Genomic DNA, 24,197 nt, shown 5'->3' on the forward strand with positions numbered 1-24,197 from the left:
ATACCCTAATCCATTCTCTGCTATGATCGGCGCTAAAGTTTTTCAAAATAGAAATGTGCATCTGTTTAGGAAATCTTTAGGACTTGTGGTTGGCATGGATATAGGGGCTAGCGCTTGGTTTCAAAATAGCAATTTTAACCTTTTTGACCAAGTCAATAACCGCACTATCTTTCAATTATCAGGAAAATATCAGGAAAATTTGGCATCCGTTGGAATACTGAAGAATACGGCTTTGATAAAAATGGTGGTGAATCCATCTTGGAGGCAGTAGTATTGAATTAGGGGTTAAAGTGCCAGCGTTTAAAGTCAATTTCTATCGCAATAATTATGGGGATAAATTGGATTATAAAAGAGTGGTGAGCGTTTATCTCATCGCTACACACATTAGAAAGCATTAAAACACGCTTTTTATCGCTTTTTGATTGTTTTTATATTTCACTCTTTTTCACAAACTCTAACGCCTTGAAACGCTCCCCTAAACCTCCGGGGCTAATCAAGGGTTTGATTTTAGCGGCTTCTTTTAAATACCTTTCATAACTCACGCTTTTTGAAAATGTCTCTAACAATTCCATAAGCCCCATATCAAGCAAAGCGTTAGCCTGCGATTTAAAGAATGAAAATTCTGCGTGGTGTTTTTCAAACAAAGAGCGCACCAAAGAAAAATTGACATCATAAGTCAAGTCGCTTTGTTGATACAAAGAAGCTAAATGGTTTAAAATATCCTTGAAATCCAGCACTTGATGGTTTTTAAAAGCCCTTAAATGCATGTCTTTTCTCTCTATTGTATCGCCATAATCAAAGCTTAAAAACACCCAAGAAGAAGCCTTATCCAACTTTTCTAACAAATCCTTGATAAAAGCGTTCAAAAACAAGGGTGCACACCCTTCTTTTAAATTCAATGTTTTTAGAAGTTCTTTAGTAGGCTCATCAACATGGCTCCAAACACTTTGATGATCATGGGTGATAAAAAGCATTTGGTTATCTTTGATAATCTCGCAAGCAAACGCATCAAACAATTCATTAGAGACAACAAACGCGCTTTCATTTTCTTTAAAATCAAGCTCTTTTAAATCGCAACCGATTAAATCTAATTGCGTGGCTTGTTTAAAAGTGATTTGTTGGATATTTTGTAATTCTATTAAAGGCTCACAGCTTACAAACTCGCATTTTTCTATCACGCCCACGCTTAAAGCTTTTAAAAAATTGGCTATATCGCTCAAAAAATGCCCATGATGAGAGCCAATTTCTACAATTTTTAAAGGCAAAAATAATTTTTCTTTTTCTAAAAGCTTGATAATATAAAACGCAATAGCACCCCCAAAAAACTTGCTCAAAGACACCGAAGTGTAAAAATCCCCTTTTTGACCGATTACAGCCTTTCTATAATACCCTTTTTCGCTATAAAGCCACTCTTGCATGTAGTTTCCAAACGAACGCACGATTTTCCTTCTATTAAACTCATCTCAATCAAAATAAGAGACCACCATTCTAGTCAAAATTGCCTTATTTTTGCGCTATGATATTGAATAATGATGATTTTTTAAGCTAGTTTAGTAGGGAGTTAGTAGTTTGGAAATTTTAAGGCGAGAGTGTGGGGCGGTGGAAGAAAACGCTTATATTGTGAAGCTTTCTAGTGGGATAGATTTTATTATAGATCCCGGATTTTCTAGCAGCAAATGGGTGTTAGAAAACGCCAAAAACCCTAAAGCGATTTTAATCACGCATGGGCATTATGACCATGTTTGGGATAGCGCTCAATTGTCAAAAATCCTTAAAGACACCCCCATTTACGCCCCTAAAGATGATATTTTCATGCTAGAAAATGATATTTTTCATTTGGGCATGCCCATTTTTAGCCCCACTTTTAGCGTGCCTTGTAATAAAGGTTGCACGACTTTAGAGATAGAAAACACAACCATTAAATATTGGCATTTTCCCGGACACACGCCCGGTTGTTCTATCATAGAAATAGAAGGGGTGATTTTTAGTGGGGATTTTATTTTTTATCGCAGCATTGGCCGTTATGATTTCCCTTATTCTAATGAAAAAGACATGAAAGAGTCCTTGATAAGGTTTCAAAATTTAGATTTCCCTAAAGATATAGAAATTTATCCAGGGCATGGGGGTAAAACGAGTTTTTTTGCTGAAAGAGAGCATTCTAAAATTTGGGTTTCAAGGATGGCTTAAATGTTGCACCAAGCCAGAAAAAGAGTGTTACTCATTCAATGCATTCATGCGATTATGAAAATTTAGGTTAAGGGGTAAAATTTGGATCTATCAACCATACTAGGCTTGGTGTTAGCGATCGCTTCTATTTCGCTAGGCGATATTTTAGAAGATGGCAACCCGTTACACATTATCCATTTGAGTTCAGTCATTATCATCGTGCCCACTTCGCTTTTTGCCGCTATGACAGGCACGCATGCACGCTATGTGAAAGCCGCTTACAAAGAGATAAAAATTATTTTTTTAAACCCTAAAATCAATTTGAATGAAACCATTAAAAATTTAGTGGAATTAGCCACTTTGGCTAGAAAAGATGGGGTGTTGAGTTTAGAAGGGCGCGTGGCGCAAATCGAAGATGATTTCACCCGTAATGGCTTGTCTATGATTATAGATGGTAAGGATCTAAAATCCGTTAAGGAAAGCTTAGAAATCAGCATTGAAGAAATGGAAGAATACTACCACGGTGCCGCTCACTATTGGGAGACTGCCGGCGAAACGGCGCCTACGATGGGGTTGGTGGGGGCGGTTATGGGGCTTATGTTAGCCTTGCAAAAACTAGACAACCCGGCCGAAATGGCAGCAGGGATCGCTGGGGCATTCACGGCTACTGTGACAGGGATTATGTGTTCTTATGCGATTTTTGGCCCTTTTGGGCATAAGCTTAAGGCTAAGTCTAAAGATATTATTAAAGAAAAAACCGTTCTTTTAGAGGGGATTTTAGGCATCGCTAATGGGGAAAATCCAAGGGATTTAGAAAACAAACTCTTAAATTATATCGCTCCTGGTGAGCCTAAAAAATCTCAATTTGAGGGCTAAACATGGCCAAGAAAAACAAACCCACCGAATGCCCTGCTGGTGAAAAATGGGCGGTTCCTTATGCGGACTTTTTGTCTTTATTGCTTGCACTTTTTATCGCTCTTTATGCGATTTCAGCGGTCAATAAATCCAAAGTAGAAGCCTTAAAAACCGAATTCATTAAAATTTTTAGTTATGCCCCCAAGCCAGAAGCGCTACAGCCGGTTGTAGTGATTCCGCCTGATTCAGGGCAAGAAGAAGAGCAAACGGCGAGTGAAAGCTCCAAGCCGGCTTCGCAAAACACTGAATCTAAGATCACTATCACTCGTAAGGGGGAGGGCAGTGTTTTAGAGCAAATTGATCAAGGCTCTATTTTAAAGCTCCCCTCTAATTTGCTCTTTGAAAACGCTGTATCTGATGCCATCAATCAAGACATGATGCTTTATATTGAACGGATCGCTAAAATCATTCAAAAGCTCCCTAAAAGGGTGCATATCAATGTGAGAGGTTTTACAGACAACACGCCTTTAATTAAAACTCGTTTTAAAAGCCATTACGAATTAGCCGCCAATCGCGCTTATAGAGTGATGAAAGTCCTTATGCAATACGGCGTGGATCCCGATCAGTTATCTTTTTCTTCTTATGGATCCACAAACCCTATCGCCCCTAATGACTCCCTAGAAAACAGAATGAAAAACAACCGCGTGGAAATCTTTTTTTCAACTGATGCGAATGATTTGAGTAAGATCCATTCTATTTTGGACAAAGAATTCAATCCTAAATAAAAATGAAAACCGCATGAAACCAATTTTTTTGTTAATCTTTCTTTTCTTGTCAAGCCTTATCGCTAGGGATAAGGATGTTTCTTCAAACCTTTTTGATTTGATTGATAAAGGGATCAATAGCGAACAAGAATTAAAGGATCAAAAAACGCGTTTAAAACTCGCTCAAAGCCCTTTGGTGGCTTTAGAAATTGTCTCCCAAGAGACGCCCTATTTGGAATGGCAAGGGGCTAGGGGGTCGTATTATCTAAAGGTGAGCGCTCTAGTGGAAAAGGTGGTGATTTTAAAAATTGACATCAATCAAGGGCGTTCTTGTGCACTCTACCCTACGCCAAAAAGCGTTTCTTTAGTGAGGAATCAAAGCGTAGCCTATGAAATTTTATGCGAAAACCAGCCCTTATGGATAGAAGTGAGCACCAATTTAGGCAAACGAACCTTTCAATTTTAACTTGCAACCAACATTAAAGAATGCCTTTAGCATTTTAAGACACCTTTATTAGAATAAGTTTGGTTATAATGCTGATCATGGGCGTTTTTAAACAATTGATCAAAGAATTGTATGAATGGTTGATCCATTCTGTGGATGTGGCTATACAACATTTAGTTGCAATGGTGTTAAAGATAAGCGTGGTAAAATATTTGATAAAAGAATTTCATGATCGCTTTATTTATTTTATAGATTTAATTGCACAGCATTTTATCATCGTTTCGCTTTCTGGTCTTATCGTGTTGGTGTTTGGGGTTTTGATTGGGGTTTTTGTGTTTTACAATTCAAAGGCTAGGGTCTTTTTACTCCCTGTGGTGAATTTTCTCTACACGATCCCTTCGCTGGCACTATTTGCGTTATTCATCCCTTTGATTGGGGTGGGGTTAAAAAACGCCCTTTTAGTGTTGGTCTTATACGGCTTATTACCCATTGTCCATAGCACTTATAACGCCTTAAAAGAGGTGAGAGAGGAAGTCATTAAGGCCGCCATTGGGCTAGGGTGTAACCCCAAAGAGTTGTTTTTTAGGGTGCGATTTTTACTTGCTATCCCCCAAATTTTAGTGGGCTTAAGGATTGCGGTGGTGATGTTAGTGGCGATGGCTGGGATTGGAGCACTCATTGGGGCTGGGGGATTAGGGCAAGCGATTTTTAGAGGGCTAAACACACAAAATACCACGCTTTTAGTGGCGGGTAGTTTTATTATTGCGGTTTTTAGTGTTTTAGCGGATAAATTTGTGAGCGTGTTTCAGCATGAAAACGCCTTGCAACACCTGCTTTCTCAAAACGCCACCAAAAAACAAAAAAGAAGAGTTTATGTTAGTGTGGCGGTATTCCTCTTTTTATTACTAGCGAGTATATTATGGCTAGTGCCTAGAAGCGTTATAGAAGAAAAGCCTTTAGTCGTGGCGGCAAAACCTAGCAGCGAGCAGTATATTTTGGGCGAGATTTTAAGCCTTTTGTTAGAAAAACACCATATTCCTGTTAAGCGAGTGTTTGGCATTGGTGGGGGGACGATGAATATCCATCCGGCATTAATTAGGGGCGATTTTGATTTGTATGTGGAATATACCGGCACCGCTTGGGTGAATACGCTCAAAAACCCTTTGACTCAAAAAGTGGATTTTGAAACGATTAAAAGGCGTTATGAGAAAGAATTTAATCTTTTATGGGTGGGGCTTTTGGGCTTTAATAACACCTATTCCTTAGCGATTTCTAAAGAGGACGCTCAAAAATACGCTGTTGAAACTTTTAGCGATTTAGCCTTTCATAGCCCAAATTTTGATTTTGGCGCGGAGTTTGACTTTTTTGAAAGAGAGGACGCTTTTAAGGGCTTAGTGAAAGCCTATCGCTTTCATTTTAGAAGTTTGCATGAAATGGATATTAACTTGCGTTATAAAAGTTTTGAATCCCATAAAATCAACGCTTTAGATGTCTTCACTACAGACGCTCAAATCAAAGAGCTTGATTTGAAGGTGCTTAGAGACGATAAAGGATTTTTCCCTAATTATCAAGCCGGTATTGTCATAAGAAAAGAAATTGTCAAAAAATATCCTAAAGTGTTAGAAATCTTAGAAAAAATAAAGATCAGCGATGAAAAAATGCAAGATTTAAACTATCAGGTGGAAGTGTTGAAAAAAAGCCCCCAAATAGTAGCTAAAGATTTTTTAGAAAACATGGGGCTATAAAACATGAAAGAAATCATTAAAATAGAGAATTTATCTTTTAACTACCACAATCGTGCAATTTTTAAAGATTTTAATTTAAGTATTGAAGAAGGGGATTTTTTATGCATTTTAGGGGAGAGTGGGAGCGGTAAAAGCACGCTTTTAGGCTTGATTTTAGGACTTTTAAAACCAAGTCTTGGGAGGATTAAAATCTTTAATGAAACCTTTGATTCAAACAACGCTTTTTTACGCCAAAAAATAGGCTATATCGCTCAAGGCAATTCTTTATTCCCCCATTTAAACGCCTTACAAAACATGACTTTTTGCCTCAATTTACAAGGCATTGACAAACAAGCCGCTCAAAAAGAAGCTAAAGCTTTAGCGTTAAAAATGGGCTTAGATGAGAGTATTATGGATAAATTCCCTAATCAATTGAGTGGGGGGCAAGCCCAAAGGGTGGGCATTATTAGGGGGATTATCCACAGGCCAGAACTCATTTTATTGGATGAGCCTTTCAGCGCTTTAGATAGCATCAACCGCAAGAATTTACAAGATCTCATCAAAGAAATACACCAAAATTCTCACGCCACTTTTATTATGGTCACGCATGATGAGAGCGAGGCTCAAAGATTAGCCACAAAAACTCTAGAAATCAAAGCCCTTAGTCAAGAATGATATTTTTAAGGCTCATTCAAAAACGATGGCGTGGTGTTATTGGTGGGCGTTTGCATAGAAGAATTAGAGCTATTTGGAGTTTTTGGGGCGGGTTTTTCATTGAATGGGGGGGCTTTATAGCCACAAGCTTGAATCGTTAGCGCCACAAGCGTTAAAAAGCATGTTAAGATAAGTTTATGGAACAAAATATTTTCTCCTTACTCATTCAAAAAAAGTCTTATAAAAAGCTTGAAACTCTTTTGAAACTCAAAAAGCTTAAGGTTTTTATACCTTTAAGTTTACAAGAAAATTTGCTTTTTATCTTCATAAAAGATTCTAAATTGCTTTTTGCGTTTAAAGATCTTTGGGCGTGTAAGGAATTTAATCAACGAATCGCTAAAGAAATCAGCCATTTTTTAAGCGTGCAAGGGCATGTTTGTGGGCTTGAGGGATTAGATGCGTTAGAAATTGTGGCTTATGTGCCTAAAGATTCGCTAGAAAAGGCCAATTTTTATACACCCATTAAAAAGCAAGCCCAATTTTATCGCCCTAGTGCTTTAGGGTTGTTCCATAACCCTATCAAAGACGCTCGTTTGCATGAATGTTTTGAAAAAGCGCGCTCTTTGATCCACTACCAACGCAGTTTTTTTGAGGAATGAATGGCTGATTTATTGTCCAGTTTAAAAAACCTTTCTAATGGCAGTGGGGTGTATCAATACTTTGATAAAAACCGCCAATTACTCTACATCGGTAAAGCAAAAAATTTAAAAAAGCGCATCAAAAGCTATTTTTCTATCCATAATAATGAAATCACGCCCAATCATCGCACAAGTTTGCGCATTCAAATGATGGTCAAACAAATCGCTTTTTTAGAAACAATTTTAGTAGAAAACGAGCAAGACGCTTTGATTTTAGAGAATTCTTTAATCAAGCAACTCAAACCCAAATACAACATTCTTTTAAGAGACGATAAAACTTACCCTTATATTTATATGGATTTTTCCACTGACTTTCCTATTCCTTTAATCACACGAAAAATTTTAAAACAGCTTGGCGTTAAATATTTTGGCCCTTTTACTAGTGGGGCTAAAGATATTTTGGATAGCTTGTATGAATTGCTCCCTTTAGTTCAAAAGAAAAATTGCATTAAGGATAAAAAGGCATGCATGTTTTATCAAATAGAGCGTTGTAAAGCTCCATGCGAGAATAAAATCACCAAAGAAGAATATTTAAAAATCGCTAAAGAATGTTTAGAAATGATTGAAAATAAAGACAAGCTCATCAAAGAACTTCAATTAAAAATGGATCGCCTTTCTAGTAACTTGCGTTTTGAAGAAGCTCTCATTTATAGAGACAGGATTTCTAAAATCCAAAAAATCGCCCCTTTCACTTGCATGGATTTAGCCAAACTCTATGATTTGGATATTTTTGCTTTTTATGGCAAAAACAACAGGGCGGTGTTAGTGAAAATGTTCATGCGTGGGGGTAAAATCATTTCTTCAGCGTTTGAAAAAATCCACTCCCTCAATGGGTTTGATGCTGATGAAGCGATGAAACAAGCGATCATTAACCATTACCAATCGCATTTGCCTTTAATGCCTGAACAAATTCTATTGAACGCTTGCTCTAATGAAACGCTTAAAGAATTGCAAGAGTTTATTTATCATAAACACTCTAAAAAAATCACTCTTAATATCCCCAAAAAGGGCGATAAGCTCGCTTTAATAGAAATCGCTATGAAAAACGCTCAAGAGATTTTTAGCCAAGAAAAAACCTCTAACGAAGAAGAAATCTTAGAAGAGGTGCGCTCGCTTTTAAATTTAGAGTGCGTGCCTTATAGGGTGGAAATCTTTGACACAAGCCACCATGCAAACAGCCAATGCGTGGGGGGAATGGTCGTGTATGAAAATAGTGCATTCCAAAAAAACTCTTATCGGCGCTACCATTTAAAAGGCTCTAATGAATACGCTCAAATGAGCGAATTGCTCACCAGAAGAGCCTTAGATTTTGCTAAAGAGCCACCGCCTAATTTGTGGGTGATAGATGGAGGGAGGGTGCAATTAAACATCGCTTTAGAAACTTTAAAAAGCAGCGGGAGTTTTGTAGAAGTGATCGCTATTTCTAAAGAAAAAAGGGATTCTAAAGCTTATCGCTCTAAAGGGGGCGCTAAAGACATTATCCATACGATGAGCGATACTTTTAAATTGCTCCCTAGTGACAAACGCTTGCAATGGGTGCAAAAATTGCGCGATGAAAGCCACCGGTATGCGATAAACTTCCACCGATCCACTAAAATTAAAAACATGAAACAAATCGCTCTTTTAAAAGAAAAGGGCATAGGAGAAGCCAGCGTGAAAAAATTATTGGATTATTTTGGGAGTTTTGAAGCGATAGAAAAAGCGAGCGAGCAAGAAAAAAACGCCGTTTTGAAAAAACGAAATTAAAGGAAAAAGCATGAAAAAAAGATTAAATATAGGGCTTGTGGGTTTAGGGTGTGTGGGGAGTGCGGTCGCTAAAATCTTACAAGAAAATCAAGAAATTATAAAAGATAGGGCCGGTGTAGAAATAGTCATTAAAAAAGCGGTGGTGCGAGATGTTCAAAAACACAAGGGCTATCCTTTTGAAATCAGTAATGATTTAGAAAGTTTGGTAGAAGATAAAGAGATTGATATTATCGTGGAGCTTATGGGTGGGGTTGAAGCACCTTATCTTTTAGCTAAAAAAACTTTAGCCAAACAAAAAGCTTTCGTTACAGCCAATAAGGCTATGTTAGCGTATCACCGCTACGAATTAGAACAAATCGCTAAAAACACCCCCATAGGCTTTGAAGCGAGCGTGTGTGGGGGTATCCCTATTATCAAGGCTTTAAAAGACGGCTTGAGCGCTAATCATATCCTTTCTTTTAAGGGCATTTTAAACGGCACAAGCAATTATATTTTAAGCCAGATGTTTAAAAATCAAGCGAGTTTTAAAGACGCTTTGAAAGATGCGCAACATTTAGGTTATGCGGAATTAAACCCTGAATTTGATATTAAGGGCATTGATGCAGCTCACAAGCTCTTGATTTTAGCGTCTTTAGCGTATGGTATTGATGCGAAATTAGAAGAAATTTTAATTGAAGGTATTGAAAAAATAGAGCCAGATGACATGGAGTTTGCAAAAGAGTTTGGTTATAGCATTAAACTTTTAGGTATCGCTAAAAAACATCAAGATTGCATTGAATTAAGGGTGCATCCAAGCATGATTAGAAATGAATCCATGCTTTCTAAAGTGGATGGGGTGATGAACGCTATAAGCGTCATAGGGGATAAGGTGGGCGAGACTTTGTATTATGGGGCTGGGGCTGGGGGAGAGCCTACAGCAAGCGCGGTCATTAGCGATATTATAGAAATCGCAAGGAAAAAAAGCTCTTTGATGCTAGGCTTTGAAACCCCCCAAAAACTCCCCTTAAAACCCAAAGAAGAAATACAATGCGCTTATTATACGCGTTTGTTAGTGAGCGATGAAAAGGGGGTTTTTTCTCAAATCAGTGCGATTTTAGCCCAAAATGATATTTCGCTCAACAATGTCTTACAAAAAGAAATCCCGCATTTTAACAAGGCTAAAATTTTATTTTCCACGCACACCACGAATGAAAAATCGCTTTTAAACGCCCTAAAAGAGCTTGAAAATTTAAAAAGCGTGTTGGATACCCCTAAAATGATCCGCTTGGAAAATTGAATGCGTTTTTTCAATAACAAGCATAAAGAAAAGGGCTTAAAGGCTGAAGAAGAAGCTTGCGAGTTTTTAAAAACGCTGGGTTTTGAAATAATAGAAAGGAACTTTTTTTCAAAATTTGGCGAAATTGATATCATCGCTTTTAAAAAGGGGGTTTTGCATTTCATTGAAGTCAAAAGCGGGGAAAATTTTGATCCTATTTATGCGATCACGCCAAGTAAATTACAAAAAATAATTCAAACGATCCGCTATTATTTGTCTCAAAAAGATCCTAATAGTGATTTTTGCATTGACGCTCTCATTGTGAAAAATGGTAAATTTGAACTTTTAGAAAATATCACTTTTTAGACTTATTTAAAATAAAAGACTTTGCATTAACATTCTCAAGCTAGTATTATTATCGTTAATCAAAATCACATATTTAGGAGTAACTAATGAGTCACTATATTGAATTAACTGAAGAAAATTTTGAAAGCACCATTAAAAAAGGGGTTGCGTTAGTGGATTTTTGGGCACCATGGTGTGGTCCTTGCAAGATGCTATCCCCTATAATTGATGAATTGGCTAGCGAATATGAAGGTAAGGCTAAGATTTGTAAAGTCAATACCGACGATCAAGAAGAATTGAGTGCAAAATTTAACATTAGAAGCATTCCTACCCTTTTATTCACAAAAGATGGTGAAGTCGTCCATCAGCTAGTGGGCGTGCAAACTAAAGTCGCTTTAAAAGAGCAATTAGACAAACTTTTAGGCTAGTAGCCATGATAGATTGTGCGATCATTGGAGGTGGTCCTGCAGGCTTGAGTGCGGGGCTTTATGCCACTAGAGGCGGTGTCAAAAACGCCGTTTTGTTTGAAAAAGGAATGCCTGGAGGGCAAATCACTGGCAGTAGCGAGATTGAAAACTATCCGGGCGTTAAGGAAGTGGTGAGTGGGTTGGATTTCATGCAACCATGGCAAGAGCAGTGCTTTCGCTTTGGCTTAAAGCACGAAATGACCGCCATTCAAAGGGTTTCTAAAAAAGACTCTCATTTTGTTATTTTGGCAGAAGACGGCAAGACTTTTGAAGCTAAAAGCGTGATCATTGCTACCGGTGGTAGTCCTAAACGCACAGGTATTAAAGGCGAGTCAGAATATTGGGGCAAGGGCGTGAGCACTTGTGCGACATGCGATGGCTTTTTTTACAAAAATAAGGAGGTAGCGGTGCTTGGTGGGGGCGATACCGCCGTAGAAGAGGCGATTTATTTGGCTAATATCTGCAAAAGAGTCTATCTTATCCATAGGAGGGATGGCTTTAGGTGTGCACCTATCACTTTAGAGCATGCTAGAAAGAATGATAAAATTGAGTTTTTAACCCCTTATGTGGTAGAAGAAATCAAGGGCGATAATGCCGGCGTGTCTTCTTTAAGCATTAAAAATACAGCCACTAATCAAACAAGAGAGTTGGTCGTGCCGGGATTTTTTGTTTTTGTGGGTTATGATGTGAATAACGCTGTATTGAAGCAAGAAGATGGCTCAATGCTATGCAAATGCGATGAATACGGCTCAATAGTGGTGGATTTTTCCATGAAAACAAATGTTCAAGGTTTGTTTGCAGCGGGAGATATTCGCATTTTTGCCCCTAAACAAGTGGTTTGTGCAGCAAGCGATGGCGCTACGGCGGCTTTAAGCGTGATTTCTTATTTAGAGCACCATTAAATCAAGCTAGTAACCTTGGATTTAGGGTTATGAGCTTTTGCTCAAAATGTTCATTTGTTTTTAAAATCTCCATTTTTGCGTTTGAGTGCTTCACATATCAAGCGTTAATCCTAGTTTTAAAATGAAACGATTTTAATCTGACTCAAAAAATAAGCTTTAATTTAAAAACTTGCGAGAGATTAAAAAAGTTTTAATGGACTTCTTAAGACTCAATGAGAGAGAAAAGCAATTCAAGTTTTTAAGGGGTGTCGAGATTTTAAAACAGCAATACCACTCCCATTACCACCAATAAAAACACCCAACAAAATAGGCGTTTTGCAATAGTGGACGATTGGCTTTGCACGACATTCAAAGCTCCATGCTTAGTGTCCTACGCTTTTGGCTTAAACCATAGCATTAAGGCATAGCCATTAAGCCAAAATTAGGCGCTACCTACCCTACAATAAACTCTCTAGGATCCAGCTCGCAACCTATGATAAGATTCTTAAGATTACTGCCTACACTTTGAAAACTCGCATTGCATACAAAATAGAATCCAACTTTTTCAAAAGGTACGACAAGAGTGCCATCTCTATCTCTTGCTTCAGCTTTTGCTTTATCCCAATAAATGTATTTTTGAGACTCATCGTCCGTATAGCTTTCAAAGGCTTCTCTGGCATTTTCTAGCAAGTAGTTTATGACAACGCTAGCTAATTCCTTAGCGCTTCTTGCTATTTGCTTTTGGCCATTGGGGAGCTTAACGCTTGAAAATTTGTGGGAAGTTAAGTCATCATCAAGGGTTTTGTTAAGCTCTCTTGTGCGGTATTCTTTAGGCAAATCCTTAAATAACTCCACTTTGCAAAATTGATCCGCTAGATATTCGCTCCTGGCTTTCACTTCATCTATCCCCCAAGAATGGGTGTTATTGATGAAATAGTCGTTTAAATGCAAGGAGCTGTATTGCTCCATAAGCTCTATTTTTGCCTCGTAAGATTTGTTGCCAAGCTTTTGATTTTGCCCTGATCCTGATAAGGTTAAATTCCCAAAATTATTAAGATAATCTTGTTCAAAAGTGAAATAGTCTCCCACCCTATCGCGCCATTCTTGGGTGGAGGTTTGTGGGTAGAAATGCTCCACTTCTAGATTTTCTTCTCTTGGTGGTTCGGCGTTGCTTAGCTTTTCTATCTCAAGCAAGATAAATTTGCACACATTCCTTGTTGAATAGGCATTACGCACAAGAAATGCCGCTTTAATTTGATCATCATCAGGGAACGCCGTTTTTTTTGCCAAAATACCGCTTCAACGCATCAGCTGAAATATTTTCTTCTAGCTGTCTGTATAAGGAATAAAGAACTCTAGTACGTGCAGCGGTAGGCTCTCCGCACACGCTTTGGCACACATAGTAGCTGATAAGGATTTGCAAAATTTCATAGAAGTTTTCATAATCCAGCTTGCCTTTTTCAAAGTCTTTGGTGCAACGCAAGATAAAGGGCTTTGCTACGCCAAATTTGATTTTCATAAGATCTTTAATGCATAGGCGTAATTTCGCCAATTGCTGTGGCGTAGCGTCTCCACGATCTAAAAAATGATGATCTCTTTCTAAAAAGATTTGATAGATTCTGCCATACTCATGCATATCGATCATAAGGGCTTGTATGTCATTAGGGAAATTGTCTTTGTGGTGGGCTTTTAGCGCGTAATACACTTCGCGCTCTTCCTCTTTAAATCTATCCTCTAAATAGATTCTCAGATAGGTTTTGATAAAATCATTCAAATCCTTTTCGCCAAGCCACTCCTCTAAGGGCATCCAATAAGTGTCATAAAGATGCTGCTGTCTAGTGGAATTTTCTCCCATCATCAGGTAGTTGCGGATGAGATCCAGCCCTTTTAATTGCACGCCTGTGGCGTTAATGCTTTCAAACACCACTTGCGGATCATCTTCGCCTATCTCTAAACCTATGGCTACGATTTTAAGCCGCAAAAACGCTCCATAAATCTCTTCTATGCGATACCCTTTGCTTACATACTTGTCAAGCTCTTTGGTGAAAAATTTATAATTATTTCTAACATGTGATAGACCTTGTATTTCATGCGATCGATTTTGCATGACAAGCTCAAAGGCTTCTTTGTCCCTTTTAATGGGTTTGAGGCGGAGCTTTTGTGATCCTGTAAGATTGAGTAACCCGCTAATCTCTCGTTTTAGTGCTTCATCTGTTGTTTGTGTCTCTATGGCTTTGAGCAAAAGCATGATGGTGGCAATCCTTTGCTGCCCATCAATAATGACAAATTCTTGCAACTGCCTTAAGCTCTTTTCATCATCAATCCAATGCAAAATATAAGTGATAGAACCCATGAAATGCGTTTTCTTATTTTGAGAGATATTGATAATATCTTGCAGTAATTTTTCACAATTTTTTTCCTCCCAAGTGTAGTTCCGTTGGTATACAGGGATAGAAAATATCGTGCTTGTTAGGGCAAAAAAGTCGTTAATGGTGCTTTGTGTTGCTTTCATAGCTTTTCCTTTTGAGTGAAATTAAAATTACATTGAGTATTAAATCAAAAAAAAAGAAAGCTTAAATTTTGAAAAAAACCGCAATTTGTGGGTGGATTTAAGAGATTATCACTTGACCGGCGTCAAGCTATTTAATATTTATCTTAAAAATGCTAAAAGCATTTTTTAATTTCTATGGTGTATCATAAGAATTATGCGGCATGAACAAACGCCCATAATTAGGATTCATGCGCAATAAATACTCTTTGAAGTTCCCATAATTACGACAGCTTGATTCAAAACCATTATCGCACGCGTAAGAGAATAAATCTAACGCCCTTTGATCATCTTGAGGCACGCCCAAACCCTTTTGATACAGCACGCCTAAATTATTACAGCTCCCCAAAATCCCCCCATCGCATGCCATTTGGAAATATTTCGCTGCATAGTGGTTATTCAACGGAGCCCCTAAATCCCCATTCGCATAAATCCAGCCTAAATTCGCGCACCCCATCATATCCCCCGCATTGCAAGCCAAATAATTCAAATCCACTTGACTAAGTTGGGCTTTATCAATACCATAAATATTATTCACATTAGACATCAAGCCCAGATTATAGCACCCCATGTCATTCCCATTTTCGCATGAAAATTTATAATAACCCATCGCTTTGTAATAATCTTTTGGGACCCCACTCCCATTTGCAAACATCCACCCCAAATTATTGCATGCAATCATATCCCCCCCTTGACAAGCCACCGCATACAATTGCAGAGCGTTTTCTTTATCGTTTGCATCAGCGTTTTTCTTGTTTTCATACATTTGAGCCAGATTCGCGCAAGCGGTCGCATCGCCTCCACTGCAACCCATTTCATAATAGCGGGCGGCTTTCAATCTGTTGGTTTGAACACCCACTCCATTAGCATACATCGCCCCCACTGCAAAACACCCAGCCGCATTGCCGTTATCGCATGATTGAGAAAAGAGCTTAAAAGCCCCTTCATAATCGCCCTTTTTAGCCAAATCAATACCAGCAGAAAGCTTGGTTTCAGCGTTTTCAGGCGAACCCAATTTGTCCAATAAATTGGAGTTGTCTTCTTTAGGGTTGATTTGCGTGTTAGGGTTTGGCATGCCTTTAGCGTTAGCGGGGTTTAATCCAGGGGCTTGATTGTTTTCTTCAGCACCACCAATCCGTAAGACTAAAAAAACAAGCAATAACAAACTTTTTTTGAGCATTCTTTTAATCCTTAGTGCAAGTTTTGATTCAACTCAATTTTTTTCACGCTCCTAAAAGCAATCAACTTGCCATTTTGGCTATTTGAGCGAAAATGTACGCCATTTTTCCCTGAAAGCTCTTTGCCCTTATAAAGATTATTAGCATGTTTTTCTAAATTACTATTCACCTCTAAAAGCTTTTTAAACTCATTTTCTTCAATTTCTATCACGCTCCCGGCTAGTATCGTAACGCCTGCATCCACAATACAGCCATCGCCCAAACTAATACCGGTAACGCTATTAGCCCCTAGCAAACAATTTTTCCCGATGCTAATAGGGTTGTTGTTCCCCCCGCTTAAAACACCTAAAATACTCGCTCCCCCACCAATATCAGTGCCTGCTCCAACCACGACTGATGAAGAGATACGCCCCTCATTCATGCACACTCCCATCGCCCCTGCATTAAAATTCACATAACTAGCCCCAGGCATTTGAGTGTAACCACCGGTTCCTAAATACGCCCCAAAGCGCGTTTTTGAGCTATCTAATAAGCGGATATTATCAAATTCAGGGATCACTTGCATTAAATAGCGTGGGAATTTGTCTATAAAATCAATACTAGGGAAATTACCTCGCATTTTTAAAGCCACTTCGTTCATTCTAAGCCATTCTAATTCATAAGGCTTGTTACCACTCCAAGCCACATTAGAAAGCTGGTTAAAAATGCCTTCTAGATTCAAACTCCTCAAAGGGGCTTTACCTAAAGAGAGTGCTAAAAGTTTCATATACACGCTTTCCACGCTCTCGCAAGGCTTGTCTTCATACAAGATCACCAAGCGATAGAGAGACTCCCCATGACTATTTTTCAAGCGATTTTCTTCTAACGCCTTTAAAAGCTCTAAAACCACTTGGATATTTTTATGAACCATTTTATTGGAATAGGCTTCATTCAAAAAGGGCGTGTAAAAATCCAACGCTTTTAACACAAAATCTTCATCGATCTCAATGACGCATTCGCTTGCACTCCTTTTAAGGATTTTTTCTTCAGAAAACGCATTGCAAAACACCGCATAAGAGCCTAGATTTTCATTTTTCCAATTCAAAATAGGGTAAGTGGTGCATAAAATCTTTTTGGAAATAGGGGCAATATCCACTCTAGCAATACCAAATCCTAAAGGCTCTTTATAGCAATCAGATTGCTGGTAGTTGCTCACAAAATTTTTAAATTTATTCATCATCCTGTCCTTTAATTTAAAGTTTTTTCTCTTTCTTTAGCTAAATTTTCCACTTCTGTTACAAAAGTTTCAAACAAATCCTTTTCGGCCAATTTGTGAATGACTTTACCTTCTTTGATAATCAAACCACTGCGATTCCCAAAAGCGATCGCCATGTCGGCATGTTTGGCTTCACCTAAAGCATTCACCACACAGCCCATCACGCTAATGTCTAAAGGGGTTTTAATGTGGCTTAAGCGTTTTTCTACCTTGCCCGCCATATCCACTAAATTCGCTTCAATGCGCCCACAAGTGGGGCAAGAAATCAAATTAATCCCCTCTTTCAAACGCCCGCTATAGCGTAAAATCGCTCTAGCTACTTTGATTTCATTTTCTAATTCCCCTGTGATAGAGATGCGCATCGTGTCTCCAATACCCTCCATTAAAAGCCCCCCTAAAGCCATGGCGGATTTGATACTGGAGCTAAAAAGATTACCCGCTTCAGTAACCCCCAAATGGAAAGGATAGATTACAAGGGGGCGTAACATTCTATAAGCTTCTATGGTGCGGATCACATCGCTCGCTTTTAAAGAAATCTTAAAATTGGTAAAATCCAAATCTTCTAAAAGTTTAGCGTTATACAAAGCGCTTTCTACCATGCCTTTAACGGTTGGTCCGTATTTTTGATCAAATTGCTTTTCTAAACTCCCAGCATTCACGCCAATTCTTATAGGAATGTTTTTTTCCTTACAAGCATCAACCACCGCTTTAATTTTGTCTTTAGAGCCGATGTTTCCAGGATTGATCCTGATTGCATCAACGCTCTGAGCAGCGATTAGAGCGAATTTATAATGGAAATGAATATCAGCGATTAAAGGCAAAGGAGACACCTTTTTCAATTCTTTTAAGGCTAGAGCGTCCTTTTCATTACTCACCGCCACCCTCACTAAATCAGCCCCGGCGAGTTTCAATCTGTCAATTTGATTTTTAGTGCTTTGAATATCAGCGGTTTTACTAAAGGTCATGCTTTGAGTGCTTATGGGGGCACCACCCCCTATAGCCACGCCACCGATAAAAATTTGCTTGGTCTTAACTCTATTTTCTAGCATCAAACCTCTTTAATAAGTTAAATTCTTTCGCTATTATACTCTTTTATACTCTCTTATACTCTTTTTAGTTCTTTCAGCAATAAACGAAACGCTTAAATTTTAGGTAAGATTAACTATTCCATTTTAAGATTAAGGTAGCCCTATGACCTTTGAGCCTTATCCTTTTGAACGATTAAGAGCCTTGTTTAAAGAAATTACCCCTAAAAAAAAGGGGTTAGATTTAAGCATCGGTGAGCCACGATTTGAAACGCCTAAATTCATTCAGGACGCCCTTAAACAACACGCTAATTCGCTTAATATCTACCCTAAAAGCACGTTTGAAGAGAGTTTAAGGGCGGCTCAAAGGGATTTTTTTAAACGCCGTTTTAAGATAGAATTGAAAGAAAACGAGCTTATCTCCACGCTAGGCTCTAGAGAAGTGTTGTTTAATTTCCCCAGTTTTGTTTTATTTGATTACCAAAACCCCACTATCGCTTATCCTAACCCCTTTTATCAAATCTATGAAGGGGCGGCTCAATTTGCTAGAGCTAAAAGCCTTTTAATGCCTTTAGTAAAAGAAAATGATTTCACTCCAATCTTGAATGAAAAAGAGTTGCAAGAAGTGGATTTAGTGATCTTAAATTCCCCTAATAACCCCACAGGAAGAACCCTTTCTTTAGAAGAATTGCATGCTTGGGTCAGACTCGCTTTAAAATATGATTTTATTTTAATTAACGATGAATGTTATAGTGAAATTTATGAAGATGCACCGGCTCCTTCGCTTTTAGAAGCTTGCATGCTTATTAATAATAAAGATTTTAAAAATGTTTTGGTGATCCATTCGCTCTCCAAACGCTCTAGTGCTCCAGGGCTTAGGAGTGGTTTTATCGCTGGGGATAGCCGTATTTTAGAAAAATACAAAGCCTTTCGCACTTATTTAGGCTATACGAGCGCTAATGCGATTCAAAAGGCGAGCGAAATCGCTTGGCTAGATGAAGAGCATGCGGCATTTTTCCGTAATATTTATGCGAATAATCTCAAACTAGCACGAAAAATCTTTAAAGACACGCTCATTTATCCTTATAGTTTTTATGTGTATCTACCTGTTAAAAATGGCGAAAATTTTGCAAAAAAACTTTTTGAAAACGAAGGCATTACCACTTTACCGGCTTTGTATTTAGGGCGTAACAACATCGGCACTGACTATGCGCGTTTAGCCCTTGTCTATGACACCCCTCTTTTAGAAAAACCTTTAGAAATCATAGAAACTTACCGAGAAAATCATGCTTGAAACCCCAAAAGTTTTACTAAAAAATTTGCAAGATTGTAAGATCCATTTCATTGGCATAGGGGGGATTGGTATTTCAGGCTTAGCCAAATACCTTAAAGCTCAAGGGGCTAAAATCAGCGGATCTGATATTGCCATAAGCCCTAGCGTTAAGTATTTAAAAGCCTTAGGCGTAGAAGTTAATATCCCACATGACCCAAAGGCGATTAAAAATCAAGATGTGATCATCCATTCAGCCATTATTAAAGAAGACAATATAGAAATACAAAGGGCTAAAGAATTAGAAATCCCTATTTTATCTCGTAAAGACGCCTTGTATTCTATCCTTAAAGACAAGCGGGTTTTTAGCGTGTGCGGGGCTCATGGAAAAAGCAGTATTAGCGCGATGTTGAGCGCGATTTGCCCCACTTTTGGGGCGATTATTGGGGCGCATTCTAAAGAGTTTGATTCCAATGTGCGAGAGAGCGCGAATGTTAGCTTGGTTTTTGAAGCAGATGAAAGCGATTCAAGTTTTTTATTTTCTAACCCTTATTGCGCGATTGTGCCTAATACAGAGCCAGAACATTTGGAGCATTATGACCACGATTTAGAGCGATTCTTCTTCGCTTATGAATATTTTTTAGACCATGCACAAAAAAGAGTGATCTATAAAGAAGATCCTTTTTTAAAAAATTATTCTAAAGACGCCATTATCTTAGAAAAAAAAGACATTCAAAATATCCAATACATTTTAAAAGAGGGCGAGCCTTACACTTCATTTGAATTGAAAGACTTGGGGACTTTTTTAGTGTGGGGGTTAGGCGAACATAACGCCACGAATGCGAGTTTGGCGATTTTAAGCGCTTTAGATGAATTAAATTTAGAAGAAATTAGAAACAACCTTTTAAATTTCAAAGGCATTAAAAAACGCTTTGATATTTTGCAAAAAAACGCACTCATTCTTATTGATGATTACGCCCACCACCCCACCGAAATTAGTGCTACTTTAAAGAGCGCTAGGATTTATGCTAATTTATTAAACACGCAAGAAAAAATTATTGTGATCTGGCAAGCACACAAATATTCCCGCTTAATGGATAATTTAGAAGAGTTTAAAAAATGTTTTTCAGAGCATTGCGACAGGCTGATCATTTTACCCATTTATAGTGCATGTGAAGTTAAAAGAGATATTGATTTGAAAGCCCATTTTAAGCATTATAACCCCACCTTTATAGATAGGGTGCGTAAAAAAGGGGATTTTTTAGAGCTGTTAGTCAATGATAAGGTAGTAGAAACGATTGAAAAAGGGTTTGTGATTGGCTTTGGAGCGGGGGATATTACCTACCAATTAAGGGGCGAAATGTAATGGGCGTAGCGATTGTTTTATTTTTAACGCTGATTTTATTGTTTTTAGTTTTAAGGGATTTTGGTCTAATGAGTCTTAAGCAAAAAATATTAGCTTTTTTAATTGTAGGGATTATAGGGGCAAGCATAAGCGTTTATACTTACAAGCAAAACCAACAAAACCAACAAGAAATCGCTTTGCAAAGAGCGTTTTTAAGGGGGGAAACCTTATTGTGTAAGGATATTAAAGTGGATAATAAAACCTTTAATTTAGTGAGCGGGACTTTGAGTTTTTTGGGTAAAAAACAAACCCCCATGAAAGATGTTCTTGTGGATTTAGATTCTTGTCAAACGCTTCAAAAAGATCCCTTAATCCAACCCTAATGATGAATCACACTATACCAAAACCCTTAGAAGAAAGCCTAGATTTAAAAGAGTTTATCGCTCTTTTTAAAACCTTTTTTGCAAAAGAAGGGGGTATTATTGCTTTAGAAAACGATCTCAAACAGGCTTTCACTTATTTGAATGAAGTGGATGCGATCGGTTTGCCCACCCCTAAAAGCGTGAAAGAGAGCGATCTTATTCTTATCAAACTCACCAAATTAGGAACACTCCATTTAGATGAAATTGACGAGATTGTCAAACGATTGCACTACATTGTCATTTTACAAAACACTTTTAAAAATTTTACGCATTTAAAATTTTATGAACGCCTTAATGCTATTGTTTTGCCTTTATTTTTTAATGATTTAATCCATTTATTTGATGATGAAGGGAAAATCAAACAAGGGGCTAACGCCACCCTAGACGCTTTAAATGAGAGTTTGAACCGCCTTAAAAAAGAGAGTGCTAAAATCATTCACAATTACGCGCATTCTAAAGAGCTTGCCCCTTATTTAGTGGATACCCAAAGCCATCTTAAGCATGGTTATGAATGCCTTTTGTTAAAAAGCGGGTTTTCTAGAGCGATTAAGGGCGTTGTTCTAGAAAGGAGCGCTAATGGTTATTTTTATCTTTTGCCTGAAAGCGCGCAAAAAATCGCGCAAAAAATCTCACAAATTGATAATGAAATAGATTGCTGTATTATTGAAATGTGTCAAACTTTAAGTCATAGCTTGCAAAAACACCTTTTATTTTTAAGATTCCTTTTCAAAGAATTTGATTTTTTAGACAGCTTGCAAGCCCGGCTCAATTTCGCTAAAGCCTACAATTTAGAATTTGTCATGCCAAGTTTTACGCAAAAGAAAATGGTTTTAGAAAACTTTTCGCACCCCATTTTAAAAGATCCAAAGCCCTTAAATTTGAAGTTTGAAAAATCAATGCTCGCTGTTACTGGCGTGAATGCTGGTGGGAAAACCATGCTCTTAAAATCGCTTTTAAGTGCGGCTTTTTTAAGCAAATACCTCATTCCTATGAAAATCAATGCTCATCATTCGGTTATTCCTTATTTTAAAGAAATCCACGCTATTATCAACGACCCTCAAAATAGTGCAAACAATATCTCTACTTTTGCAGGCAGAATGAAGCAATTCAGCGCTCTTTTATCCAAAGAAAACATGCTTTTAGGCGTTGATGAAATTGAGTTAGGGACTGATGCTGATGAAGCGAGCAGTTTGTATAAAACTTTGTTGGAAAAATTGCTTGAACAAAACAATCAAATCATTATCACCACCCACCACAAACGCCTGAGCGTGTTAATGGCAGAAAATCAAGAAGTGGAATTACTAGCTGCTCTTTATGATGAAGAAAAAGAACGGCCCACTTACACTTTTTTAAAAGGGGTTGTTGGCAAAAGTTATGCGTTTGAAACCGCTCTGCGTTATGGCGTGCCGCGTTTTTTGATTGAAAAAGCGAAGGCATTTTATGGCGAAGATAAGGAAAAATTGAATGTTTTGATTGAAAATTCAAGCACGCTAGAAAGGGAATTGAAACAAAAAAATGAACATTTAGAGAACGCTTTAAAAGAGCAAGAAGGTTTAAAAAACGCTTGGCTTTTAGAAATAGAAAAACAAAAAGAAATCTTTCACAATAAAAAATTGGAATTGGAAAAATCCTACCAACAAGCCTTGAATGTGCTAAAAAGCGAAGTCGCTTCAAAAGATACAAGCTCTATGCATAAAGAAATTCATAAAGCGAGCGAGATTTTAAACAAACATAAAAGTAGTCATGAAACCCCACAAATCACAACAAGCTTTCAAGCTAACGAAAAAGCACGCTATAAAAATGAAAGCGTGCTGATCGCACAGATTTTAGATAAGGGCTATTATTTGATAGAAACCGAGTTTGGCATGCGCTTAAAAGTGCATGGGAGTTTGTTGAAAAAAATCCAAAAACCCCCTAAAAACAAATTCAAACCCCCTAAAACAATCATTCCTAAACCTAAAGAAGCGAGTTTGCACCTTGATTTAAGGGGACAACGCAGCGAAGAAGCTTTGGATTCACTGGACGCCTTTTTAAACAACGCGCTTTTAGGAGGCTTTGAAGAAGTGCTTGTTTGTCATGGCAAAGGGAGCGGGATTTTAGAAAAGTTTGTGAAAGAATTTTTAAAAAACCACCCTAAAGTGGTAAGCTTTAGCGACGCTCCTATCAATTTAGGCGGTAGTGGGGTTAAAATCGTTAAATTGTAGGTTTTGGTGTTTGTTTTCAAAAATCTTATCGGATTTGTTTGTCTCAAAGATTTATTTTAAAAATCATAAATAGTCAAACGAGCTCACACAAACCGCCACCATTCCAAATGTTTAAAATGGAGCTCTCTCATCAAGGTGATTTTGGGGCTGTAGGGTTCTTCTATACCCCTCCGCTCTATCGTAGAAATTTGCTCCTCTTCAGCGATCACAAAAGATTGTAACACCAGGTTTTTGACGCCATGGATAAAAGTGGCGTCCATTATCGTATCCACAGGAACAATCCATCTCCGGCTGTATTTTAAAAAAACTTTGGCAATTTTGGGCGTGATCACATAGCCTTGTGTCCCCACCCCTTCACTATAAGCCTTAATGATCCCTATATGCTCTTGTATCTCTGGGTTGTTATGATCTAATGGCTCACTTTTGATATTGGGGTCATATAATAAATGCATCAAACGAACATAGCCTAATTCTTGGATGTGTTTTTCTAAAAAATCCAAGCCCTCTTTAAAATTTTCTTTCAAAGTTATATCATCTTCTAAAATACAAATTGGCTCATTCAAGTCTATGCATTTTTCCCATAAAGAATAATGGCTCGCATAACACCCAAGTTCTCCAAAATTCATAAACTTCGCATGGTATTTTAAAGCGTAATAAAACTTAGAAATCTCGCTGATAGGATTGATTGCAATCCCCATGTCTTTGATGCTTTGTGTGATGAAATAGGGGTGCAAGTGCTTTTTAACCAGGGGGTGCAATCCGCCTTCAAAAGCCTTAGAATAAATCGCATCAAAAATTTCGGCTCTATGGTGGGTGGCATTGATATTATTGAGCAAGGTTGTTGTGTCTCTAAAAACTAAACCAAATGTATCGCACACTTTTTTATTTAAAGAAATGATAAAAACACGCAAACTAAACTCCCATAATTTTTAATCAATCATACCATTTTA

22 protein-coding genes and 2 pseudogenes are annotated in these 24,197 nt (G+C 37.8%); 17 read left to right on the top strand and 7 right to left on the bottom strand.

Annotated elements, in window-relative coordinates; genetic code table 11:
- Positions 1–58: 58 nt before the first annotated feature.
- Positions 59–398 (top strand): annotated as a pseudogene (locus DYI00_RS08705) (outer membrane beta-barrel protein); the annotation flags it as partial.
- 30 nt (positions 399–428) lie between these two features.
- On the opposite strand, the gene DYI00_RS02045 reads toward DYI00_RS08705, so the two are convergent.
- Complete coding sequence (locus tag DYI00_RS02045) at positions 429–1,439, bottom strand: SAM-dependent methyltransferase (RefSeq protein ID WP_011577630.1); 1,011 nt, start codon at positions 1,437–1,439, stop codon at positions 429–431.
- Positions 1,440–1,569: 130 nt separating this feature from the next.
- Between DYI00_RS02045 and DYI00_RS02050 the strand changes: the two genes are divergently transcribed.
- From DYI00_RS02050 to egtV, 6 genes are all read left to right on the top strand, one after another.
- Complete coding sequence (locus DYI00_RS02050; protein ID WP_011577631.1) at positions 1,570–2,187, top strand: MBL fold metallo-hydrolase; 618 nt, start codon at positions 1,570–1,572, stop codon at positions 2,185–2,187.
- Between the two features lie 81 nt (positions 2,188–2,268).
- Positions 2,269–3,042 carry a flagellar motor stator protein MotA gene (motA, locus tag DYI00_RS02055; RefSeq protein WP_011577632.1) on the top strand — a complete coding sequence of 258 codons (774 nt, stop codon included), beginning with the start codon at positions 2,269–2,271 and terminating at the stop codon, positions 3,040–3,042.
- Between the two features lie 2 nt (positions 3,043–3,044).
- Positions 3,045–3,806, top strand: a complete 762-nt coding sequence (motB, locus tag DYI00_RS02060; RefSeq protein ID WP_104709221.1) for a flagellar motor protein MotB — start codon at positions 3,045–3,047, stop codon at positions 3,804–3,806.
- A 13-nt stretch (positions 3,807–3,819) separates the two neighbouring features.
- Positions 3,820–4,251 (top strand): hypothetical protein, encoded by a 432-nt coding sequence (locus DYI00_RS02065; RefSeq protein WP_011577634.1) that lies wholly within the window; start codon positions 3,820–3,822, stop codon positions 4,249–4,251.
- 68 nt (positions 4,252–4,319) lie between these two features.
- Positions 4,320–5,975 carry an ergothioneine transport permease/ergothioneine binding protein EgtU gene (gene egtU / locus DYI00_RS02070; RefSeq protein WP_011577635.1) on the top strand — a complete coding sequence of 552 codons (1,656 nt, stop codon included), beginning with the start codon at positions 4,320–4,322 and terminating at the stop codon, positions 5,973–5,975.
- 3 nt (positions 5,976–5,978) lie between these two features.
- Positions 5,979–6,629: an ergothioneine transport ATP-binding protein EgtV gene (gene egtV / locus DYI00_RS02075; protein WP_011577636.1), complete on the top strand. Its 651-nt coding sequence runs from the start codon at positions 5,979–5,981 to the stop codon at positions 6,627–6,629.
- 5 nt (positions 6,630–6,634) lie between these two features.
- Here egtV and DYI00_RS02080 read toward each other — a convergent pair whose 3' ends face one another.
- Entirely contained in the window at positions 6,635–6,814 is a 180-nt protein-coding gene (locus DYI00_RS02080; protein WP_041600190.1) for a hypothetical protein, read from the bottom strand.
- Here DYI00_RS02080 and DYI00_RS02085 point away from each other — a divergent pair.
- The 6 genes from DYI00_RS02085 to trxB all read left to right on the top strand — a co-directional run bounded on the left by DYI00_RS02085 (position 6,806) and on the right by trxB (position 12,021).
- Complete coding sequence (locus tag DYI00_RS02085) at positions 6,806–7,267, top strand: hypothetical protein (protein WP_011577637.1); 462 nt, start codon at positions 6,806–6,808, stop codon at positions 7,265–7,267. The genes DYI00_RS02080 and DYI00_RS02085 overlap by 9 nt on opposite strands.
- Positions 7,268–9,052: an excinuclease ABC subunit UvrC gene (uvrC, locus tag DYI00_RS02090; RefSeq protein ID WP_011577638.1), complete on the top strand. Its 1,785-nt coding sequence runs from the start codon at positions 7,268–7,270 to the stop codon at positions 9,050–9,052.
- A gap of 10 nt (positions 9,053–9,062) precedes the next feature.
- Positions 9,063–10,328 (top strand): homoserine dehydrogenase, encoded by a 1,266-nt coding sequence (locus tag DYI00_RS02095; RefSeq protein WP_011577639.1) that lies wholly within the window; start codon positions 9,063–9,065, stop codon positions 10,326–10,328.
- Complete coding sequence (locus DYI00_RS02100) at positions 10,329–10,673, top strand: YraN family protein (RefSeq protein WP_011577640.1); 345 nt, start codon at positions 10,329–10,331, stop codon at positions 10,671–10,673.
- An 86-nt stretch (positions 10,674–10,759) separates the two neighbouring features.
- On the top strand, positions 10,760–11,080 hold the full coding sequence (gene trxA, locus DYI00_RS02105) for a thioredoxin (protein ID WP_011577641.1): 321 nt from the start codon (positions 10,760–10,762) through the stop codon (positions 11,078–11,080).
- A gap of 5 nt (positions 11,081–11,085) precedes the next feature.
- The gene (gene trxB, locus DYI00_RS02110; protein WP_011577642.1) at positions 11,086–12,021 is read left to right on the top strand and encodes a thioredoxin-disulfide reductase; all 936 of its coding nucleotides are present in this window, start codon (positions 11,086–11,088) and stop codon (positions 12,019–12,021) included.
- 432 nt (positions 12,022–12,453) lie between these two features.
- On the opposite strand, the pseudogene DYI00_RS02115 reads toward trxB, so the two are convergent.
- The 4 genes and pseudogenes from DYI00_RS02115 to ispG all read right to left on the bottom strand — a co-directional run bounded on the left by DYI00_RS02115 (position 12,454) and on the right by ispG (position 18,030).
- Positions 12,454–14,512, bottom strand: a pseudogene (locus tag DYI00_RS02115) (DUF262 domain-containing protein).
- A gap of 172 nt (positions 14,513–14,684) precedes the next feature.
- Positions 14,685–15,728 carry a tetratricopeptide repeat protein gene (locus tag DYI00_RS02120; protein ID WP_011577645.1) on the bottom strand — a complete coding sequence of 348 codons (1,044 nt, stop codon included), beginning with the start codon at positions 15,726–15,728 and terminating at the stop codon, positions 14,685–14,687.
- An 11-nt stretch (positions 15,729–15,739) separates the two neighbouring features.
- Positions 15,740–16,945: a 2,3,4,5-tetrahydropyridine-2,6-carboxylate N-succinyltransferase gene (locus DYI00_RS02125; RefSeq protein ID WP_011577646.1), complete on the bottom strand. Its 1,206-nt coding sequence runs from the start codon at positions 16,943–16,945 to the stop codon at positions 15,740–15,742.
- A gap of 8 nt (positions 16,946–16,953) precedes the next feature.
- Positions 16,954–18,030, bottom strand: a complete 1,077-nt coding sequence (gene ispG / locus DYI00_RS02130; protein WP_011577647.1) for a flavodoxin-dependent (E)-4-hydroxy-3-methylbut-2-enyl-diphosphate synthase — start codon at positions 18,028–18,030, stop codon at positions 16,954–16,956.
- Between the two features lie 142 nt (positions 18,031–18,172).
- Here ispG and DYI00_RS02135 point away from each other — a divergent pair, with 142 nt between their 5' ends.
- The 4 genes from DYI00_RS02135 to DYI00_RS02150 are packed head-to-tail and all read left to right on the top strand — an operon-like array spanning position 18,173 to position 23,247.
- Positions 18,173–19,300, top strand: coding sequence for a succinyldiaminopimelate transaminase (locus DYI00_RS02135; RefSeq protein WP_011577648.1), 1,128 nt, complete (start codon positions 18,173–18,175; stop codon positions 19,298–19,300).
- On the top strand, positions 19,293–20,642 hold the full coding sequence (gene murC, locus DYI00_RS02140) for a UDP-N-acetylmuramate--L-alanine ligase (protein ID WP_104709220.1): 1,350 nt from the start codon (positions 19,293–19,295) through the stop codon (positions 20,640–20,642). Before DYI00_RS02135 ends, murC begins: the two co-directional genes overlap by 8 nt.
- Complete coding sequence (locus DYI00_RS02145; protein WP_011577650.1) at positions 20,642–21,004, top strand: hypothetical protein; 363 nt, start codon at positions 20,642–20,644, stop codon at positions 21,002–21,004. The genes murC and DYI00_RS02145 overlap by 1 nt, the downstream gene beginning before the upstream one ends.
- Positions 21,004–23,247, top strand: coding sequence for an endonuclease MutS2 (locus tag DYI00_RS02150; protein ID WP_011577651.1), 2,244 nt, complete (start codon positions 21,004–21,006; stop codon positions 23,245–23,247). The genes DYI00_RS02145 and DYI00_RS02150 overlap by 1 nt, the downstream gene beginning before the upstream one ends.
- Positions 23,248–23,330: 83 nt before the next feature.
- On the opposite strand, the gene DYI00_RS02155 is transcribed toward DYI00_RS02150, so the two are convergent.
- Positions 23,331–24,158, bottom strand: a complete 828-nt coding sequence (locus tag DYI00_RS02155) for a glycosyltransferase family 25 protein (RefSeq protein WP_011577652.1) — start codon at positions 24,156–24,158, stop codon at positions 23,331–23,333.
- Positions 24,159–24,197: the final 39 nt, after the last annotated feature.

The organism is Helicobacter acinonychis, from assembly GCF_900461455.1.
GTDB lineage: Bacteria > Campylobacterota > Campylobacteria > Campylobacterales > Helicobacteraceae > Helicobacter > Helicobacter acinonychis.

Bases quoted from the DNA above. Each gene is read 5' to 3' on its own strand.
- motB (WP_104709221.1), top strand. From the start codon at position 3,045: ATGGCCAAGAAAAACAAACCCACCGAATGCCCTGCTGGTGAAAAATGG.
- DYI00_RS02065 (WP_011577634.1), top strand. From the start codon at position 3,820: ATGAAACCAATTTTTTTGTTAATCTTTCTTTTCTTGTCAAGCCTTATC.
- egtU (WP_011577635.1), top strand. From the start codon at position 4,320: ATGCTGATCATGGGCGTTTTTAAACAATTGATCAAAGAATTGTATGAA.
- egtV (WP_011577636.1), top strand. From the start codon at position 5,979: ATGAAAGAAATCATTAAAATAGAGAATTTATCTTTTAACTACCACAAT.
- DYI00_RS02085 (WP_011577637.1), top strand. From the start codon at position 6,806: ATGGAACAAAATATTTTCTCCTTACTCATTCAAAAAAAGTCTTATAAA.
- uvrC (WP_011577638.1), top strand. From the start codon at position 7,268: ATGGCTGATTTATTGTCCAGTTTAAAAAACCTTTCTAATGGCAGTGGG.
- DYI00_RS02095 (WP_011577639.1), top strand. From the start codon at position 9,063: ATGAAAAAAAGATTAAATATAGGGCTTGTGGGTTTAGGGTGTGTGGGG.
- DYI00_RS02100 (WP_011577640.1), top strand. From the start codon at position 10,329: ATGCGTTTTTTCAATAACAAGCATAAAGAAAAGGGCTTAAAGGCTGAA.
- trxA (WP_011577641.1), top strand. From the start codon at position 10,760: ATGAGTCACTATATTGAATTAACTGAAGAAAATTTTGAAAGCACCATT.
- trxB (WP_011577642.1), top strand. From the start codon at position 11,086: ATGATAGATTGTGCGATCATTGGAGGTGGTCCTGCAGGCTTGAGTGCG.
- DYI00_RS02120 (WP_011577645.1), bottom strand. From the start codon at position 15,728: ATGCTCAAAAAAAGTTTGTTATTGCTTGTTTTTTTAGTCTTACGGATT.
- DYI00_RS02125 (WP_011577646.1), bottom strand. From the start codon at position 16,945: ATGATGAATAAATTTAAAAATTTTGTGAGCAACTACCAGCAATCTGAT.
- ispG (WP_011577647.1), bottom strand. From the start codon at position 18,030: ATGCTAGAAAATAGAGTTAAGACCAAGCAAATTTTTATCGGTGGCGTG.
- DYI00_RS02135 (WP_011577648.1), top strand. From the start codon at position 18,173: ATGACCTTTGAGCCTTATCCTTTTGAACGATTAAGAGCCTTGTTTAAA.
- murC (WP_104709220.1), top strand. From the start codon at position 19,293: ATGCTTGAAACCCCAAAAGTTTTACTAAAAAATTTGCAAGATTGTAAG.
- DYI00_RS02145 (WP_011577650.1), top strand. From the start codon at position 20,642: ATGGGCGTAGCGATTGTTTTATTTTTAACGCTGATTTTATTGTTTTTA.
- DYI00_RS02150 (WP_011577651.1), top strand. From the start codon at position 21,004: ATGATGAATCACACTATACCAAAACCCTTAGAAGAAAGCCTAGATTTA.